The organism is Brotonthovivens ammoniilytica (assembly GCF_025566885.1).
Taxonomy (GTDB): Bacteria; Bacillota; Clostridia; order Lachnospirales; family Lachnospiraceae; genus Brotonthovivens; species Brotonthovivens ammoniilytica.
In genome coordinates, this window is record NZ_JAOQJQ010000005.1 from 26,574 (window position 1) to 44,978 (window position 18,405).

An 18,405-nucleotide genomic window follows, 5' to 3' on the forward strand; every position below is an offset into this window, starting at 1 on the left:
CCCCTGGTCTTTCTATTTATTAAGGAAACATGCATCCCGGAAAACCGCAGGATACAATCTCATCTGACGGGAATTTTGTAATAACTTCATGCCCCGTCTTTGTTACAACAATTTCTTCTTCAATCCGGGCGCTTCCGCTACCGTCCTCTGACGGGCACCAGGTTTCAATGGCAAAGGTCATACCCGGTTTAAATTCAAATGGATGATCCAGTGAGAATAATCTGGAAATCGCAGGTTTTTCCCACAGTCCAAGACCAATTCCATGTGCAAACTGCAGCAGAAAAGCTTCTTTTTCATCATTAAAACCAAGCTCCTGTGCAGACGGCCACATCTTTGCCACATCTGCAGTTGTATTGCCCGGCTTAATCACGCTGATACCGTCCCGGATCCATTTCAATGCTTTTGCGTAGGCTTCTTCCTGTGCCTTAGTGGGCCTTCCGCAGGAGAATGTACGATAATAGCAGGTATGATAACCGTTGTATACATTTCCCACATCGAAATATACCAGTTCTCCCGGCCGGATCATGCGGTTTGAGGTTGTATGACTGTGAGGATTCCCTCTCTGGCCGGAAATACAGTTTACAAACTCTACAGATTCCGCGCCCCATTTAAACAGCTGATGCTGGATCAGCGCTTCCATTTCGTTCTCTGTTGCCCCCGGACGCAGATGTTTTGCCACATCCCAGTAAGCCGCATCCACCATAGCCGCAGAGCATTTCAGCAGCTCAATCTCATCTTCCGTTTTGATCATTCGGGCCTCTACCATAGGCGCCTGGCCATCCCCGATGGAGATTCCGGCCTTTTCTAATGCCTGATAAAGCGGAATATCCACAATATCAATGCCAAGGGTACGCCCTTCTGCACCATATTTTTTCAGATAGCTTACAATCTCTGCCACTTCCTGCTCTACCATGCCTACTTCCGCCGGGATGGAGCCCCGCATAGAGCCCACAGCCGGCATAATGTTTTCCGGATTAATCCAGGAAACTCTCTGACGTTTAGAAGGGCATGCCGGATCAAATAAGATCGGCTGTTCCACCCCGTCAATCAGCAGACAATGACGGTTCATTTTATTCCGGTTCCATTCCCCTACATGGGTTCCTGTTATGTAACGGATATTGTCAAAGTCATAGCACAAAAGAGCGCCAAACCCTGACTCCTTTAAATATTTTTTTGCCCGCTCAAGTCTTTCTGCGTGGAGTCTTGTAAAGTTTATATTGTCCTCAAAATCCACTCCGTTAAATCCAGCCTTCATTTTTCTTCCTCCTGTTTTTAAATTATATTTTAGTGATCAGCAGTGTCCTTATCAGGACATCCCCTGTTTCTCCTTCATTTAATAATTTTTCCTCCAAAAATATTTATTTAACTTTATACCTACTAATATTGCAAAGTTCGTGCCAATTTTGTTTTCTTTTTTTGTTAGTATTTACATACATTTATCCTTGACCTTGTGCCATTTTTATGCCATTATTTAGAAAACAGGCAGAATTTCGGCACATTTTTGACACTGATATGGCACACAGGAGGGGGACTATGGAAATTTATCGAGGAGAAAACAATAAAATTGTTGGTAACTACTGGGAAACTTATATAAAAGAAGGAAGGCCTCTCCCTCAAAAGCTGGATGCTATCCGCCCGGAGATTTTAGACTCCTGGAGACGATCTGTTTCTTACGGTATTTCACCCTTTGAGCCGGATCAGAAATTCTTAGCTTCAGACCAGCTGAAACAAAAATTAAAAGATCATGAAGAATTGATTGCCGTCACTCATGCCCACCTTCAAAAACTTTACTTTTATGTAAAGGGCACAAACTTTGCCATGGTTCTGGCTGATCATGACGGTTATATTATAGATATGCTGGCCGACGATGCCCTGATCCGCCAAAAGGCCCATCAAAGCGGTTTAAAAATCGGATGTCTCCGCTCAGAAAAAAATGCCGGTACCTCCGGCATTTCCATCTGTCTTATGTTAGATAAACCTTATGCAGTCTATGGAAAAGAACATTTTCTGAAAGCCAATCAGGATTATATCTGCTGTGCGGCTCCCATTCATTCTCAGGACAAAAAGCTTTTGGGATGCTTAGCCTTAATCGGTCCCTGCGAACTTGCGCCTGCTCATTCTCTTGGTATGATCACCGCGGCGGCAGACGGTATCGAAAAGGAGCTTTCACTGAAAATGGCGCTGAACCATCTGTCTGCCGTTAATACCAATCTGCATCTGACACTGAATTCCCTTTCTCACGGAATCCTCCTGGTAAACCGGCAGGGTGAAATTCTGCAGCACAACGACAAATTAAAGGATCTCTTTTCCATTCATAACGAAAAAAATCCCCTGCAGTTAATAGAACTTTTGGAGGATCAGGCGCTTACCGATGAAATTTTAAATACACATGAAAGTGTTTATAATCATGAAATTACGATTCCCCGTACTTTAAATCCTTCTCTCTCACTGCTTTTAAATATCTCGGCTCCGGAAGATGTTCCCGATCATCTTTTGCTGACCTTTGACAAGCCCCAGGCAATCCGCCGGCTGGTCAGCAAAACTGCAGGGTTTTTGGCAAAATGTACCTTCGATTCCATGATAGGAAATTCTCTTTGTATGAAGCAGGTAAAAAAGCTGGGACATCTGGCCGCCAAAACGGATTCCAATCTTTTAATTCTGGGAGAAAGCGGAACTGGAAAAGACATTCTTGCCCAGGCTGTCCACAATGAAAGCCGCCGGTGCAACGGACCTTTCCTCCCCATTAACTGCGCCGCCCTTCCAAAAAATCTCATAGAAAGCGAGCTGTTCGGATATGAAGGAGGTACCTTTACCGGCGCACAAAAAGGCGGGGCTCCCGGAAAATTTGAGCTGGCAGAAGGGGGGACTATTTTTCTGGATGAAATCGGCGATATGCCGCTAGAACTGCAGGCCACTCTTCTTAGAGTGCTGCAAAATAAAGAAATTATCAGGGTTGGAGGGAAACAGCCCAAACCTATCAATGTACGAATTATTGCGGCAACAAATACAAATCTGGAAGAGGCAGTTTTAAATAAAGAATTCCGCAGCGATTTATATTACAGGCTGAATGTTCTTTCTATTGTGATTCCACCCTTAAGATACAGAAAAGAAGATATCTCACCGTTAATTGATTATTTTACCAGATCACATACCTCTGGAGAATTTCACATGAACTTCTTCTCCTCCCGGGACCGCCGGCTTCTTACAGAACATTCCTGGCCTGGAAATGTCCGGGAGCTGGAAAATATCGTGGAGCGTGTTATTATTTCTTCCAGCGACGGAAGCATCTCTTCTAGTGAAATATTAAAACTGTTTCTAAATCTGGAACCCTCCGGACAGGCTTCGAATCCCGCCGGCAAACCTGCCCCTTCGAAATCCGCTGTCAAAGCACCAGAACCTGTAAAAAGAGATCATCCCCCCCAGGACAGCATACCGGACAAGCTGTCTCCTGCCAGAGAACGGGCGCTGATTGTTCAGATTCTTACTGAAGAACACGGTCATGTGGCCAGCGCATCTTTGCGGCTGGCCATGCCCAGGCGGACACTGTACCGGAAAATACAGAAATATCATATTGATCTGGACGAATTCCGCGGCTGATATTTCCAGGCGGGTATCACTTTTATTTCCGTACTACAACTTTGGGGATGAATTCAAAGGACACATCTGCAGAAGGGTTTTTTATTTTTTCCAGAAGACGCATGGCCGCACATTCTCCAAATTCCTCTTTTGGATGCGTCACAGAGGTAAGGTTCTGATCTCTTGCAATCTCGGAATCATCAAAACCGCAGATTACGATATCTTCCCTGAATTCTTTGTGGAGGGCCAGATATTTTTTCAAATAATTTGCCAGCCTGTCATCCTGACAGATCACAGCACTGCAGGATGACAGTGCGGCATGAAGCCTTGCATTTAAAGGCTCTGTAAATATTTCAGAAACATCTGAGCTGTCATACCAGAAAATCGTTTCATCCGGAATGGCAATCCCTCTGTTTTGAAATGCCTTTACAAATCCAAGATATCTGGCCGTACCGGTTTGGTCATCCAACGCAAAGATTACAGCAATTTTTTTGTGTCCCTGATCCAGCAGATAATCCGTCAGCAGTAAACCGCCCTTTTCGTCACCACCAGTTACATAAGACAGCGAAAGCCCCGGGATTTTCGCATGAATTAAAACGGCCGGTCTCGTCCGCGCAATCCGCTGATACAGATCATAATTCAACTGCGGGAGGGCCCCTTTGGTGGGTTCAATAATAAGCCCTGCAAAATCTCCTTCCAGAAAATCCATCAATGCTTCCCGTTCCTGGGAAATACAGTTGTTTGTAAACTGCATCACAGACGTATATCCGTGTTTGTTTAATACTGCGTTAATTCCTTTTATAATAGACGGGAAAATATAATGATCCAGATTGTTCATTAAAATCCCCACTCTTCTAGAACTGTAAAAAGAATCTGGCAGCAGTTTCAGGTCAGATGTATCTACATAAGTCCCACTGCCTCTGACCTTATACAAAAGATTTTCCTGCTCCAAAACCGCAACTGCCTTGCGCACGGTATCTCTGCTTACCAGAAACCGCTCGGAAAGCTCAGCCTCCGTGGGAATCCTGTCACCATCTCTGTACTGTCCCTTTTCGATCTGTTCCCTCAGCCAGAGTGCAAGATCCGTATACTTAAAATGTGCCATACTAATTCCCCCGCTTTCTCTATGAATTATTTGTTAATTTCAGCATACAATATATTTCAAAATATGACAACTAAAGTTTTAGAATTTGTATGTATTTTATACATAAATATGGTTTTTTTCTTTAATATATCATAATATGTATGTTACTGCTGTTATTCATATATGTTTTTCATACAAATATTCAAAGAAAAATTTTGACGGCACAAATACAGTACCCCTGTCTGTTCCTGCTGATCTTTAACTTAACAAAAGCTCCACGAAATTTTCCGTCTCTAAACCGCTGTAATACTTCATCATATCAATTCCCAAAAGTGCCCCTCTGACCGCTTCCTCTTTTAGAGCCATCCCCTTTAGGCGCATTTTCAGCTCCTCTACAGCGCCGTCTCCAAAATAATCCCCCCGGGAATCAAAGGATTCAATTATCCCATTCTTTACTGTAAGAAATAGTTCTATTTTTCCAACGCCATCTATTCTCCGTTGCTTTTGGATGCTGTATTCGGGAGAATATCCGTAATTCCATTCCCAGGTATCATATCTTTCTTTTTTTATCTCACTGATTCTTTTTTTGTCAGTCTCAGTAAAAGCATGCACACAGCTTTTTTTTCCAAGCAGCATATTTTCTTTCAAAAGTTTTTGAAAGCGGTCCACTGTCATATTCTCAGACATATACGGCTTTAAATTGGTTACTCTGCTTCTTACCGACTGAAAACCTTTGGAGGCAATTTTATCTTTGGACACTTTCAGTGCATCCCCTACCACTGACAGATCAGAATCAAACAGCAGCGTACCATGATGCATAATACGCCCTTGTTTAATATACTGAGAATTACCGGAAAATTTTCTTCCATCTACGGTAATATCATTTCTTCCGGTGATACTGGCAAAAACCCCCAGGCGCTTTAAAAGGCTTACGACCGGACGGCAGAATGCCTGCAGATTAATCTGTTCAATATCTCCTGCATCTGCTATAAAAGTAAAATTGATATTCCCTAAATCATGATAAACCGCCCCGCCTCCGGACAGACGGCGCACTACCTGAATCCCATGCTCTTTTACAAAGGGAATATTAATCTCTTCCACTGTATTTTGATGTTTTCCCACTACAATGGCATTGGCATTCTGCCACAGCATAAAATATTCTTCATTTTTCGGCATTTCATCAAATACATATTGTTCCAGTGCAAGATTATAAGCTGCATCTTTCCAGGGACTTTCTATGAAAATCATAATAAACCTCTCCTTTTTATTACACTGCCGGTGCCATTTTGCCGCACATTATGTGTCTTTATGTCACATGTGACATATTCTGCCTCAGAATCCTTCCGCTGATGCAGTCCACTTCCTAAGAGCTGCCGGCCCTCTAATACAGTTCCTGATAAATTTTGTAAACTCTCTGCTGATCCAGTTCTACAAAGTTGTTGGCCATCAGCCGTCCCTGATTTTCCATAACGGATTCTGTAAATTCTTTCAGGTCTTCCGCAGTTACCCCATATTCATGAAGGGCTTTTTTTGGCAGCAGCACATTTAATAATTTTTCCAGCTCTTCATATACATCTGACGCATCGCAGCCTAAAATATCTGCAATGTACTGATTCAGCACAGCTATTTCACCATCTGTTTTCAATTCCATGTAGTTTTTCATAACCCCGGTAAAAACAGCATAATTAGATTCCCCGTGAGCCACATGATACGTGGCACCCAGCGGATAACTCAACGCATGTACGGCGGCGCATCCTGCATTCCCGAAAGCAATACCGGCATAATTAGAGGCAGTCAAAAAATCCTCCATCAAGGGCAGTCTTGCTTCCTCTCCGTATTCCCTGATTTTCAGATAGCCCTTTAATATCAGATCAATAGCCCGATAGCCAAACAGTTTCGTATAATCATTTGCTTTTGGAGAAAGTGTAGATTCAATGGCATGAATCAGGGCGTCAATGGAGCTGGCTGCAAAAAACCGGAAGGGCAGCCCTTTTAACAGCTCCGGAACCAGAATTGCAGCATCGGCATACATCTCGTCCACCGCCAGTCCTTTCTTGGTTCCCCGGCTGTTTAAGGCCAGTATCGCAATGTTCGTTACCTCAGAGCCTGTACCGCAGGTAGTGGGCACTAAAATCAGTTCTTTATCCTTTATTGCCGGAACTTTTCCGTCGTACAAATCTAAAATGGGAGATACATTTTTCAGTGCAAAGATTTTGGAAATATCAATGACTGTACCGCCTCCAATGGCAATAATCCGTCCTGGATTTCCTTTAATGTCTTTGTAAATGGCTTCCGCCATCTCATCAGACGGTTCCCCGGCCCCATAATTTTCCTGATAAATGACATCACATTGTAAATTCAGACTGCCAAAGGCCGGTTCGTAAATGTACTGGTTGGTAATCACCAGATCCCCTGCTCCAATCTGAAATTCTTCTGCAAATTCACGGCAGGTGCCGTATTTGTAAATTGCCGGTTTTAACATTAATTGTTTCATTGCTTTCCTCTCCTTATTCTTATCTGCTATTTTCAGGATCTTTTTCATCCTCTAACGTTAATTACAGCAATTTACATGCCAAAAGGCGGATACAAACACCGGAAACAACTCTTTTTTGTATCCCGGACTTATGCATCCGCCTTTGGCTCATTTCTATTTTATTTTGTTTGTCACAACGGCCTAAGATAACCTGTTACGCTTCATAGGCCATCTTATAAATTTCAAGCATGTCTTTCCAGTCAAGTTCCCGGATTCCGGGAAGTGTTCTTGTCTTATGAAAAGAACAGTTATCTGCCAGCTGCTCAAGATCCTCCCATTTTACACCAAGGGTTTTCAAATTCACAGGCATATCAATGCTTTTATAATAATTTTCCTGGGCCTCAATTCCTGCCAGTACAGTTTTTTCAGGATTTTCAAAATCATATGCAATATTCCAAACCCGATTGGCAAATTGCGCAAATCTCTCCACTTTACCCGGATACACATATCTTGCCCAGCTGCACCAGAGTGCAGATAATCCGGCCCCATGTGCCACCGCCGGATACATACCTGATATTTCATGCTCCAGCTGATGAACCTGCATAAAAAACGTTCTTCCGCAATGGGTCAGGTCATTGTGGGCAACACTGGAAGCCCACATCATATTTGCTCTGGCTTCATAATTCCTAGGATTTTCAATGCTTTCTTTTCCGGCCTGTACCACAGAACGCATCACCCCTTCCGCAATGCTGTCCGTCAGATAAGTTCCCTCATCCCCAGTCAGGTACCGTTCCATGGTATGCATCATAATATCCACTGCTCCGCAGCCCGTCTGAAATTTGCTGACAGAATAGGTCAGCTCCGGATTTTCAATGGCAAACACCGGACGGTTAAACTCTGAATTATAGCCTCGTTTTCTGCCTGTTTCTTCATCAGTAATTACACAGGAGGAACTCATCTCAGAACCTGCCGCTGCAAGAGTAAGAATTACCCCCACCGGAACAGACTTTGTCACTGCAGCTTTTTTTAAGGAGAAATCCCAGACATCCACTTTGGGGTCTGCAATCCCGTTGGCAATATCTTTGGCGGAATCAATCACCGAGCCGCCGCCCACAGCAAGCACAAAATCTACCTTCTCTGCCAGACAAAGGGTAATTCCTTTTCTTACCATCTCAAGTGTTGGATTTGCCTGTACTCCGCCTAATTCCACATAATCTATTCCAGCTTCTTCCAGAGATTTTTTCACCCGGTCAAGAAGCCCGCTCTTTTTTGCAGACTGACCTCCATAATGAATCAGCACTTTGCCGGCCCCATAAGACCGTATGAGCCTCCCTGCTTCCAGCTCTTTATCTTTCCCGAATACCACTTTGGTCGGCGTATAAAATTCAAAATCCTTCATCATCTTCCTCCATTCTCCTTTACTGCCGTCTTATGGGCAAAAAACAAATACCGCCCTCTGCTACTAACAGAGGGCGGCAGCATGTAACTCCGAAAAGATACACAAAATAGCAAAATTATTGTATCACCTTTAGGGGAGGCCAGTCAATCCTTCGTACAAATTTTTTCAGAAACCAGCCAGTTTACATATACTATTCCTTTTTATTGTTCCTTTGGACGCAGCCTTTGTGCCTCTCGTTCAAAAACATGAGAAATATCATATAACTCCGGCACATCAGAAATTGTACAGATACCCACACATTCATTCAGCCAAGGAAACTCTTTTGTCATCTGATAAATTACCGTCATTGCTTTTGCTTCTGACATAGCTTTGTGGGAATGATATCCAGAACCTTGGATATGTTCAAATCCGTTCCTCTCAAAATATGCTCTAACGTCATAATACGCATTGTGCCAGTCACTTTTTGGATAATATATCTGCAAGGCTATGGTATCCAGATCAAAATTGATCCCTTTCTTCTGCGCACTATCCATTCTGTTAATTCCTTATAAAATCGGTAATTAAGTTTTCCTTCTCATCCCCGTTATACCAGAAACACTCCTGCAGATGATCCGAAATTTGAGAAGAATTTTTTATAGCAAAAATAGCGGCCCAAAATCTTCCGTAATCTTGTTTACGCCCACGGTCAAGGTAAATTCGTTTCCCTGGCTGCCTATCAGCACAACTCAGGTCTTCGTTTTCAAAAATCTGGTCTGTTTCTTCACAAATTCTATCTATATCACTTTTGGTCAGATTCCTAGTATCAAATTTTATTTCCACTTTATACATAATATCCGTCCTTTCAATACTGCCAAAACCAAAATGCCTTTATCCAGATTTATTTTAGCATAAGAAACACATATTGTCATACTCTTTTTCCCGGAATAACCCCCGCTCATTTTTACCTGACCAAAAAACCTCACAGCCACTTACCTGCCGCAGATTTTTAGTTACAGCACAATGGAGTTAACAGCTTCTATCAGATCAACAGCCAGAGAACGTTTCACCAGAGCCACTGTTTTTTTGTCAACTTCGGCCAGACAGTATGTTCCGTCATAACGATAGAGCTTCACCTGAATTTTGGTTTCATTCTCGTCGTCCAGATACAGCGTCATACTGATTTCTTCTTCACCATCCGGCTCCTGGTCTGTGAAACTGTATGCTTTCAGCGCCTCTGCTGCACTTTGTAACTGGGAAATATCCAGTTCTTTGTTTTTGTATGAATAAATATACTCGCCCTTTTTCTCCTCTGATGTAATTGTATATGTCTTTCCTTCCAGCGTAACCTCTATTTTAGAAATGTCCTCAAACTCTGCAGGTATCACTTCGGAATGACGCAGATCATTATAGGAAGCTTTCGTTAAAGCATCATAATCACTTTCGGAAATCCGGTAAATAATTCCGGAGTCTCCCACTCTTACATAAGCCGTAATTTCCTCTTCATCGTCTCCTGAAGTCTCTTTTTCCTCATCAGAAACACTGCTGATATTTAAAACGACACTCTCTGTTACTTCTTCTCCGTCCGCATCTTCCGCTGTTCCCTTCACAGTTACGGTCAGCTCTGGAGCATCCAGCCCATATGTCTTTAACTCTTCCTCTGATGCTTTATAAGTTACATAGTCCGTCAGATTCAGGGAACTTAAGCTTTCCAGATAACTTTCAATTTTGTCAGTATCAAGAGGCTGATTGTCTCCATCTTTTTCCGTGAAATATACATCCTCACTCCGATAGGTATCCCCGCTGTTTTCTTTGTATTGAATACTGTAATTTTCTGTTCCCTCAAAAGTAATGGTTTCCGCCTGAGAAAATACCGGAATCTCATCCTGGGCAATCAGATCATTAAGCCCCACTTCAAAAGTCTCTAACGGATCCGTCTGGGCAAGATAGACATTGCCGTCTCCAATAGACAAATAGCGCTGGGAATCCATATTGCTGTAATTGCCAAGAGAAATTTCGTAAGTCTCCCCGCTTGTTTCCAGCTGAATGGTACAAAGGGGCTCATCCAGACCATATTGTCCGTAATCTTCTACATCCTCGATCACAAAGGACACTGAAAAAGAGGCAAACTGCTCCAGCAGACCATTAATTTTATCTTCGTCAACCGGAAATTCCTTATCATCATCGTAACTCCAAAGACCATCATCATCTCTGTGAAAAGCCAGTTCCGTCTCTTCATAGTTCCACGACAATTTCTGCACAGAATCCTCTGAAAGTTCAAGAATTACTTCCTCACTGTTTTTAATCTGTTCCTTCTTCTCTTCCATGCGGGTGACTGCAAAGGTAATCAGACATGCTGCTGCAAGAATCCCCAGCAGTATATAGATCCGTTTAGCTCTTTTCATTCTGAACACTCCTCCTTCTAACCGTTATTCCAATTCCCACGCCAAGGTAAATCAGCGGAAATGCACCGATCATAAGAACCTTTAAAAGGGATGCTGTAGAATCCGAAATGGTCAGGTAATTATAATTTAAAGATTTACTTCGAATTGCCATAGCTTCGCTTTCTCCGATAAGAGATGACAAAGCATTCATGGCCAGATCTCCATTTGCGCCTGATGAGTATGCATTATAGGCGTCAGACAAAAATTCAGAAGATGAAAACCATACCATCTGTCCTTCCTTTGCATTTTCCACCTTTACTCCCACAGAAAACGGACCGTCGATATCACCTTCCTCTTTTTCATAGGTGTCAAGATCATAACCTGCGATTTTGCTGTAAGCAGCATCTGTAGTTGTCAGCAGACTTGTTACCGTACCTTTTTTGGAGCTTTCAGGAACTATAAGCCCCAGTGAAATAGGCATAATCACACTGTAATTGCTTTCTATCAGAGAATTCGTAATATCATCATCAGCCATATCCGGAATTAAAACATACTGTGCCCCGGAAACAAAATGTTCTCCGTCACTTTCAATCACAATTCCTTCTTTCGTCTCAATTCCGTAATCGGACAGCAGGCTGTACAAATGATCAAGGGTTTTATCTTCCACCGGACCGGCCATCACCAAAAGCTTTCCGCCCCCCTCCACATATTCGGCCAGCATTTCCTTCTCCTCTTCAGATATATCGCTTTCCGGAGCATAGATCATAACAGCATCTGCTTCCTCTGGTACCTTATCTACCGTTAACAAGGACAAATCTGAAACCTCAATATTCTCTTTTTCAATCTGCTGGCTGAAGGTAGAGGGCAGTTCTGCTTCCCCATGCCCCTCTAGCAGATACAGCTGCGGCTGTTCTTCATTGACAACATAATCAATTGCAGAAGTAACAGCACCTTCTCCGTCAAAAGAAGTGGTATAAGAGTAGGAATACATATCTGTTTCCTGAACATAAATATCACTGTAGGCAACAAATCTGCTGCGCTCTCCCGACTCAACAATCAGACTGTTGTTCTCCACACTTTCATCTGTATACTGTTCTGCAAAGGTAGGATAAACATCAGGATTTTTCTTTACTACTTTAATATGGTCGGACAGACTTTCGTATTTCGCCAGAAGATTTTCTATTACATCGTCCTCCTCCCCGGACTGTACCACCCAGTAAATGGTTACATCCTGCTCTAAGGCATTAACTACTACTTTTGTATTGCTGGTGATGGAATAAAGTTTTGCAGAACTGATATCATATTTTGTGAGATTCACCGGCAGTGCGGACATAAACACATTGGCAATGATAACAAGAGCTGCCGCAACGGCTGTAATTATTAAAGAATAAGAACCCCTCCTGGATGCATTGCGGTTTTGATTCTTTTCCGGCTGCCCGGAGATTTTTGGCAAATTTATTTTTTTCATTAATTATACCTCCTTTTCTCCAGAGACTGTACGGACAGGAATAAGAACAATGCCGCCACAGACAGATAATAAACAATGGCTGTCATATCAAAAACACCATTGATAAAAGAGTTAAACCGCTCAAACAAAGAAAGCTTTGTCATAATATCCCCAAGCAGCCCCTCAAACCTCCCTCCGTTTGTCCAGTACAAAACAGCGGTGAGCAGTATCATGACAAATATAAATCCATATGCCAGTTTTTCGTTCCTGGTCAAATATTTGACAATAATTCCAACAATTACAATAAATACCAGAATGGCAATCAAAGAGCCCACAGCTGTAGAGGATATATACTCGGAAAGACTGACACTGTAATAGTTAAACAAAATCACTGCAATTCCAATACCTGCAGAAAATCCCTGATTATCTGTCAGCGAAGAGATAAAGACTCCAATGGCAATCAGTGCGGCTCCCATAATGAAAAATGCCGCAATGGAGCCATAGGCAGTTTTTAAATACACCTCTCCAAACTGCCGGAACACTAAAGGATATATGCTGATAATGCACATGGGAATGAAATAAACAATAAGCAGAGCCAGATATTTCCCAATTATGACATCTGTGGTAGAAATGGGCAGTGAATACAGCAGCTGATCTGTTTTCTGCTTCCGCTCTTCTGCAATGACACGCATGGTAAGAACCGGAACAATAACAACAAAGATCAGGCTTGCGAAGCTTAAAACATACTCAAAATTGCTGACTGCCGCCTGCAGATTATACATCATGGCTCCAATTCCGATAAATGCCAGTAAAAATGCTCCGAATACATAGGCAGTCAGAGAATGGAAGTATGTTTTCAATTCATGTTTTAATACTGCTGTCATAGCTGGTCCACCCCGCTTTCTTTTGTATCTGACTGACAGGATTCATTCTCTGCTATATCCGGCAGATCTTCTCCGCCGTTTTGTGTCTCTGTCTGACCGCTTCCGTTCTCCGTCAGCTCCAGGAAAATATCCTCCAGATTTGCTTTCTTTAATGTCATCTCAAGCAAAGCTTTCTTTTGCTCTGCAAACAGGAAAAAAATCCTCCGGGCAGTGTCATAAACATCCTTCTGATCTGTTTTTACCTGAAAGACTGTGTATTCTCTTTCACTTTCCTGTATCTTAAACTCTGTCATATGCTCCAGGGAATCCAGAATTTTCTCTACTTCTTCTGGCGATGCATCAGCAGTAATGGTAATTTCACCTGGAGATAAAAGACTTTTTTCCAAATGCTTTGGCTCATCAAAGGCAATTAGTTTTCCTTTTGAAATAATCAGAATCTGATCGCAGATTGTCTGCACTTCCGATAAAATATGAGAACTGAAAATAACGGTATGTTTTTTCCCCAGCTCTTTAATCAGATCTCTAATTTCAATAATCTGAATGGGATCCAGCCCCACAGTAGGTTCATCCAGTATAATGACCTTTGGCCTGCCAAGCAGCGCCTGGGCAATGCCAACCCTTTGTCTGTAGCCTTTTGACAAGTCTGAAATCCTCTTATTCTTCACTTCTTCGATTCTCGTCTGTCTGATCACCTCCTGAATCTGTTCCGTTAATTCTGCTCCCCGAAATCCCTTTGCCTCGCCTACAAATTTCAAATATTCCACCGGCGACTCATTCATATACAAAGGCGGCTGTTCCGGAAGATAGCCAATCAAACGTTTTGCCTTGGCGGCCTCTTCAAAAATGTCAAAACCGTCAATTTTGATATGCCCTGCCGTGGCGGACAGACAGCCTGTCATAATATTCATTGTTGTAGATTTTCCGGCTCCATTGGGCCCCAGAAACCCATACACATGCCCCTCTTCAATCTCAAAGGACAGAGCATCCACAGCTGTAAAATCACCATAACATTTCGTTAAATGTTCCACTGTTATCATATGAAACCTCCTGATTGTATTCCGGCTCTGCAAAAACCGGACATTTCCCGGCTGCTTTGCCGCGTTCACACTAAAGTCTACCGTCCGAAACTGAAACGACACTGAAAGATTTGTGAAAAAAAGATGAAGACTCATATTCTGAATCTCCATCTTTTAACCTGACCCTTTATTTACAGGGCAGCAAAATAAAAAAACTGTTTACTCCCTGACTGCTCCTGGCCCATATTTTTCCTTTATGTCTTCTCACAATGCCTTCTGCAATGGAAAGTCCCAGACCAAAGCTTTTGCTCTGGCTCCGTGCCTGATCTGCCCGGTAAAATCTTTTAAAAATATTTTTCAGCTGCTCCTCTGAAAGTCCGTCACCTTCGCTGGCTACCTGAAGCAGACAGTATCTGCCTGCCTTCCTCTTTAATTCCACCCGTACCATTCCAAAAGGCCTGGTATATTTTCCTGCATTATCCAGCAGTATTTCAACTGCCCGTTTTAATTCACTGCCATCCCCGCAGACCTTTATATCCTCCTCAATCTGCTGGACCAGTTTTAATTCCTGTTCAAAAAACAACGGTTCAAAGGGAAGCAGGGCATCTGAAACAAGCTTGCTAAAGGAAACTTCTTCCATCCCTCTTTTTTCCAAGGCCTTGTCTGTCCTTGCAAGTTCTAACAGCTGTTCTACCAGTCCCTTCATCTGTCTTGACATAAGTACCACATTATTTAAAACCTTCTGCCTGCTTTCCAAATCATAAGATTCGTTCTGTGCCAGCTCCGCGCTGGTTATGATAACGGTAAGGGGTGTTTTTAATTCATGGGACGCATCCGCCACAAATTGTTTCTGCTGTTTCCACGCCTGCGCTACCGGCCTGGACGCCCATCCGGACAGCCAGATGCTGGCCCAGAAAAACAGCGCAAAACTCACAGTCCATATGAGAACACAGTTCTTCTTCAAATGATTCAATGTGGCTGTTTCACTGGAAATATCTGAAAATATCACATACTGCTCCCCGGGCATGTCTACCCGGTAATACCTCAGCTGATATTCATCTATCACACCAAACTGCCTGGGAGAAGCAGAAGCTTCCCCCATCAGAGTACTTAAAAAGCTTTTATCAGAAAGATCATAATAGCTGCTGTTTTCCGCAAGCAGTTCCCCTCCAGGCTCTTTCCGTATAATAAAAAAGGGAAGCTTCACCTCATTGCCGGAATCCGCCGGTACTTTAAGCTGCAGGGGATGCTCTGCCACGGTCTGAAGCATACGGATATTTTCACGTTCAAGACCGGCCTTTGTAAATGAAAATATCAGCCCAAGGATAATTCCAAGGAGCACTGCCACAATACTCATGTTGATTAGAACAAATTTTAAGCGAAGTTTCCTAATCACAATCTTTTACCTCCAGATGATATCCCAGCCGCCTTATGACCTCTATCCTGATATTTGAGCCAATACTTGCAAGCTTTTTTCTCAAAAATCCAATATATACTTCCACATGATTTTCAACTGCATCCGAATCATATCCCCACACCCTGGCTAATATTACTTCCTTGGCCACATTACGGCTTCCCCTCTGGAAAAGAAACCGCATAATCTCAAATTCCCTGGCTGACAATCGGATATGGTTGGCCTGACAGGTTAAAACTGCAGAGGATAGATCTAAAGATGTATTTCCAAATGTTACCACATCCACCTGGTCTCCCTGTCTGCGCAGCAGGGCATTGATGCAGGCCAGCAGCTCTCTGGTATCAAATGGCTTTGTCAGATAATAGTCAGCTCCACTGTCTAATCCTTCTATCCGGTCCTCCAGCTCTGATTTTGCAGTAAGCATTAAAATCGGCATCCCAAGGTGATTCGACCTAAGACTTTTGGCCACCTCATACCCGTTCATTTTCGGCATCATGACATCTAGAATCACTAAATCATAGATCCCTAATTCTGCGTATTCCCTGCCGCTTTCTCCGTCATATGCTGTATCCACCATAAATCCTCTGGCCGTCAGCAGCATCTTTAAGGAGTCAGCCAGTAATTTTTCATCTTCTATAATTAATATCCGCAAGGCATATTCCCTCCATTTTACATTCCATAATGATTATACAGCAGTTTTCTGAAATCAGACTGAAATCACACAAAATTCACACCGGCTGGTAAATATAAAAGCAGCTGCCTATCATTTTAAAATATAAAGACGCTAAAAGACCGCAGAAATCCCTGCGGTCTTTGGTTTCATAACCTCTTATTCTATGTTCATGGCCAGTCCGGATTCTTCCGGCATCCGCTTGTTATTATGCTCAGTTCAAATCTCGCTCCTGCGGGACTTGGTGCGCAATTCGGGTCAGCTTTGCTGACAATATTCTATTCCCAAGCGCTGCTTATCTGATATAAATGTTAAAAAGCCTTGAAAAATCAAGGCTTTTTAGCGGGATACTTTTTTCCTCTTCTGATGCCGATGGCCGGACTCGAACCGGCACGGATTGCTCCGCTTGATTTTGAGTCAAGTGCGTCTGCCAATTCCGCCACATCGGCTTTTTGTGTTCACTAAACCGAACACAAAATATATTATCATACGATATTCTAAATTGCAACTGATTTTTCAATATTTGCCATTCTTCGCAGCTGCCTATAGGCTGTAATCCATTCCTTTAAGAATATCAAAGCAGTCAAATGTAGCAAAATAATCTTTTGGTGTCTCTGCCCGGCGGATCAGCTTCGTGGATCCGTCTTCCTTCAGAAGTACCTCTGCGGAACGAAGCCGTCCGTTGTAATTGTATCCCATGGAAAAACCGTGAGCTCCGGTATCGTGAATTACCAGCAGATCACCTTTTTCAATTTCCGGAAGCATACGGTCAATGGCAAACTTATCGCAGTTTTCACACAGAGAGCCCACTACATCATATTTATGATCTTCAGGCGCATGTTCTTTTCCTGATACAGTAATATGATGATATGCGCCGTAAATAGCCGGACGCATAAGATTTGCCGCACAGGCATCTACACCAATATATTCTTTATACGTATGCTTTTCATGAATTGCCTCCGTTACAAGGCATCCATAAGGTCCCATCATAAAACGTCCCATTTCCGTATAAATAGAAACATCTCCAAGGCCCTTTGGAACAAGAATTTCCTCATAAACTTTCTGAACCCCCGCCCCAATAACACGAATATCATTAGGTGTCTCCTCCGGTTTGTATGCGATTCCAACGCCGCCGGACAGGTTAATAAAATTGATTTTAATTCCAAGTTTTTCTTTGATTTCCACAACCAGCTCAAACAGGGTGCGGGCCAGTGTCGGATAGTAATCATTTGTAACAGTATTGCTTACGAGAAATGCATGAAGTCCAAAACGCTCCACACCCTTTTCTTTTAAAATGCCATAAGCTTCAAACAGCTGATCCTTTGTCAGCCCATACTTAGAATCCCCCGGATTGTCCATGATTCCATTGCTCAGCTGATATACGCCTCCCGGATTGTATCTAAGACTCATGGTTTTTGGCAGCTGTCCAATAATCTTTTCCAAAAATTCAATATGAGTAATATCGTCCAGATTAATGGTTGCCCCCAGCTTATTGGCATATGCAAACTCCTCTGCAGGTGTATCATTAGAAGAAAACATAATATGCTCCCCTGTGATTCCCAGTGCATTAGACAGCATTAATTCTGTTAAAGAAGAGCAGTCCATTCCACAATCATATTCCTGCAGAATCTCCATTAAAAATGGATTTGGCGTGGCTTTGACTGCAAAATATTCACGAAATCCCGGATTCCAGGCAAAGGCTTCCTTTACGGCTTTCGCATTTTCTCGAATCCCCTTTTCATCATATAAATGAAACGGAGTAGGATACTTTTTTACAATTTCCTGTAACTGTTCATGAGTTACAAAAGGTTTCTTATTCAAATTCATGTACCTCCTTAATACTCTCTTATCTATAGAAATCTGATTCAAATCTATACCTGCTGCTGCAGTACGCAAAATAACTATAATTTTTTTATTGGCAAAAGTCAAGAAAAGCCTTGCTGGTGATTGTAATATACAGCAGGTTTATTTTATATCAAACCTATTTGTTATAACAATTTTGTTATGTGTTTTCTGAGAAATAAGCATGGAATTTTAAGCGTTTTTTATTTGACGCTGTTTGCGGAATAAACTACAATAAAA

15 protein-coding genes and 1 tRNA gene are annotated in these 18,405 nt (G+C 42.5%); 1 reads left to right on the forward strand and 15 read right to left on the reverse strand.

Annotation, left to right across the window (positions count from 1 at the left end; genetic code table 11):
- Positions 1-19 precede the first annotated feature (19 nt).
- Entirely contained in the window at positions 20-1,255 is a 1,236-nt protein-coding gene (locus OCV88_RS11750; protein ID WP_158425651.1) for a M24 family metallopeptidase, read from the reverse strand.
- A 278-nt stretch (positions 1,256-1,533) separates the two neighbouring features.
- On the opposite strand from OCV88_RS11750, the gene OCV88_RS11755 reads away from it, so the two are divergent.
- A complete protein-coding gene (locus OCV88_RS11755) occupies positions 1,534-3,597 on the forward strand; it encodes a sigma-54-dependent Fis family transcriptional regulator (RefSeq protein WP_262591238.1) in 2,064 nt (687 codons plus the stop codon).
- Positions 3,598-3,619: 22 nt separating this feature from the next.
- On the opposite strand, the gene OCV88_RS11760 is transcribed toward OCV88_RS11755, so the two are convergent.
- From OCV88_RS11760 to OCV88_RS11825, 14 genes are all read right to left on the reverse strand, one after another.
- A complete protein-coding gene (locus OCV88_RS11760; RefSeq protein ID WP_158425653.1) occupies positions 3,620-4,681 on the reverse strand; it encodes a GntR family transcriptional regulator in 1,062 nt (353 codons plus the stop codon).
- 237 nt (positions 4,682-4,918) lie between these two features.
- Positions 4,919-5,908, reverse strand: a complete 990-nt coding sequence (locus OCV88_RS11765) for a lipoate--protein ligase (RefSeq protein WP_158425654.1) — start codon at positions 5,906-5,908, stop codon at positions 4,919-4,921.
- Positions 5,909-6,041: 133 nt separating this feature from the next.
- Positions 6,042-7,154, reverse strand: coding sequence for a 4-hydroxybutyrate dehydrogenase (locus OCV88_RS11770; RefSeq protein WP_158425655.1), 1,113 nt, complete (start codon positions 7,152-7,154; stop codon positions 6,042-6,044).
- A gap of 193 nt (positions 7,155-7,347) precedes the next feature.
- Positions 7,348-8,532, reverse strand: coding sequence for an iron-containing alcohol dehydrogenase (locus OCV88_RS11775; protein WP_158425872.1), 1,185 nt, complete (start codon positions 8,530-8,532; stop codon positions 7,348-7,350).
- Positions 8,533-8,732: 200 nt separating this feature from the next.
- Positions 8,733-9,065 (reverse strand): hypothetical protein, encoded by a 333-nt coding sequence (locus tag OCV88_RS11780; RefSeq protein WP_158425656.1) that lies wholly within the window; start codon positions 9,063-9,065, stop codon positions 8,733-8,735.
- Between the two features lie 4 nt (positions 9,066-9,069).
- Entirely contained in the window at positions 9,070-9,360 is a 291-nt protein-coding gene (locus tag OCV88_RS11785; protein ID WP_158425657.1) for a hypothetical protein, read from the reverse strand.
- A gap of 161 nt (positions 9,361-9,521) precedes the next feature.
- Positions 9,522-10,913: a DUF4340 domain-containing protein gene (locus OCV88_RS11790; RefSeq protein ID WP_158425658.1), complete on the reverse strand. Its 1,392-nt coding sequence runs from the start codon at positions 10,911-10,913 to the stop codon at positions 9,522-9,524.
- On the reverse strand, positions 10,900-12,360 hold the full coding sequence (locus OCV88_RS11795; RefSeq protein WP_158425659.1) for a GldG family protein: 1,461 nt from the start codon (positions 12,358-12,360) through the stop codon (positions 10,900-10,902). The genes OCV88_RS11790 and OCV88_RS11795 overlap by 14 nt, the downstream gene beginning before the upstream one ends.
- Positions 12,360-13,223 carry an ABC transporter permease gene (locus tag OCV88_RS11800; protein WP_158425660.1) on the reverse strand — a complete coding sequence of 288 codons (864 nt, stop codon included), beginning with the start codon at positions 13,221-13,223 and terminating at the stop codon, positions 12,360-12,362. Before OCV88_RS11800 ends, OCV88_RS11795 begins: the two co-directional genes overlap by 1 nt.
- Entirely contained in the window at positions 13,220-14,260 is a 1,041-nt protein-coding gene (locus tag OCV88_RS11805) for an ABC transporter ATP-binding protein (RefSeq protein ID WP_158425661.1), read from the reverse strand. Before OCV88_RS11805 ends, OCV88_RS11800 begins: the two co-directional genes overlap by 4 nt.
- Positions 14,261-14,426: 166 nt before the next feature.
- Entirely contained in the window at positions 14,427-15,635 is a 1,209-nt protein-coding gene (locus OCV88_RS11810) for a sensor histidine kinase (RefSeq protein ID WP_158425662.1), read from the reverse strand.
- Positions 15,628-16,305, reverse strand: coding sequence for a response regulator transcription factor (locus tag OCV88_RS11815; RefSeq protein ID WP_158425663.1), 678 nt, complete (start codon positions 16,303-16,305; stop codon positions 15,628-15,630). Before OCV88_RS11815 ends, OCV88_RS11810 begins: the two co-directional genes overlap by 8 nt.
- Positions 16,306-16,690: 385 nt before the next feature.
- Positions 16,691-16,772 (reverse strand) — tRNA-Leu (locus tag OCV88_RS11820).
- 94 nt (positions 16,773-16,866) lie between these two features.
- Complete coding sequence (locus tag OCV88_RS11825; protein ID WP_158425664.1) at positions 16,867-18,144, reverse strand: diaminopimelate decarboxylase; 1,278 nt, start codon at positions 18,142-18,144, stop codon at positions 16,867-16,869.
- Positions 18,145-18,405: the final 261 nt, after the last annotated feature.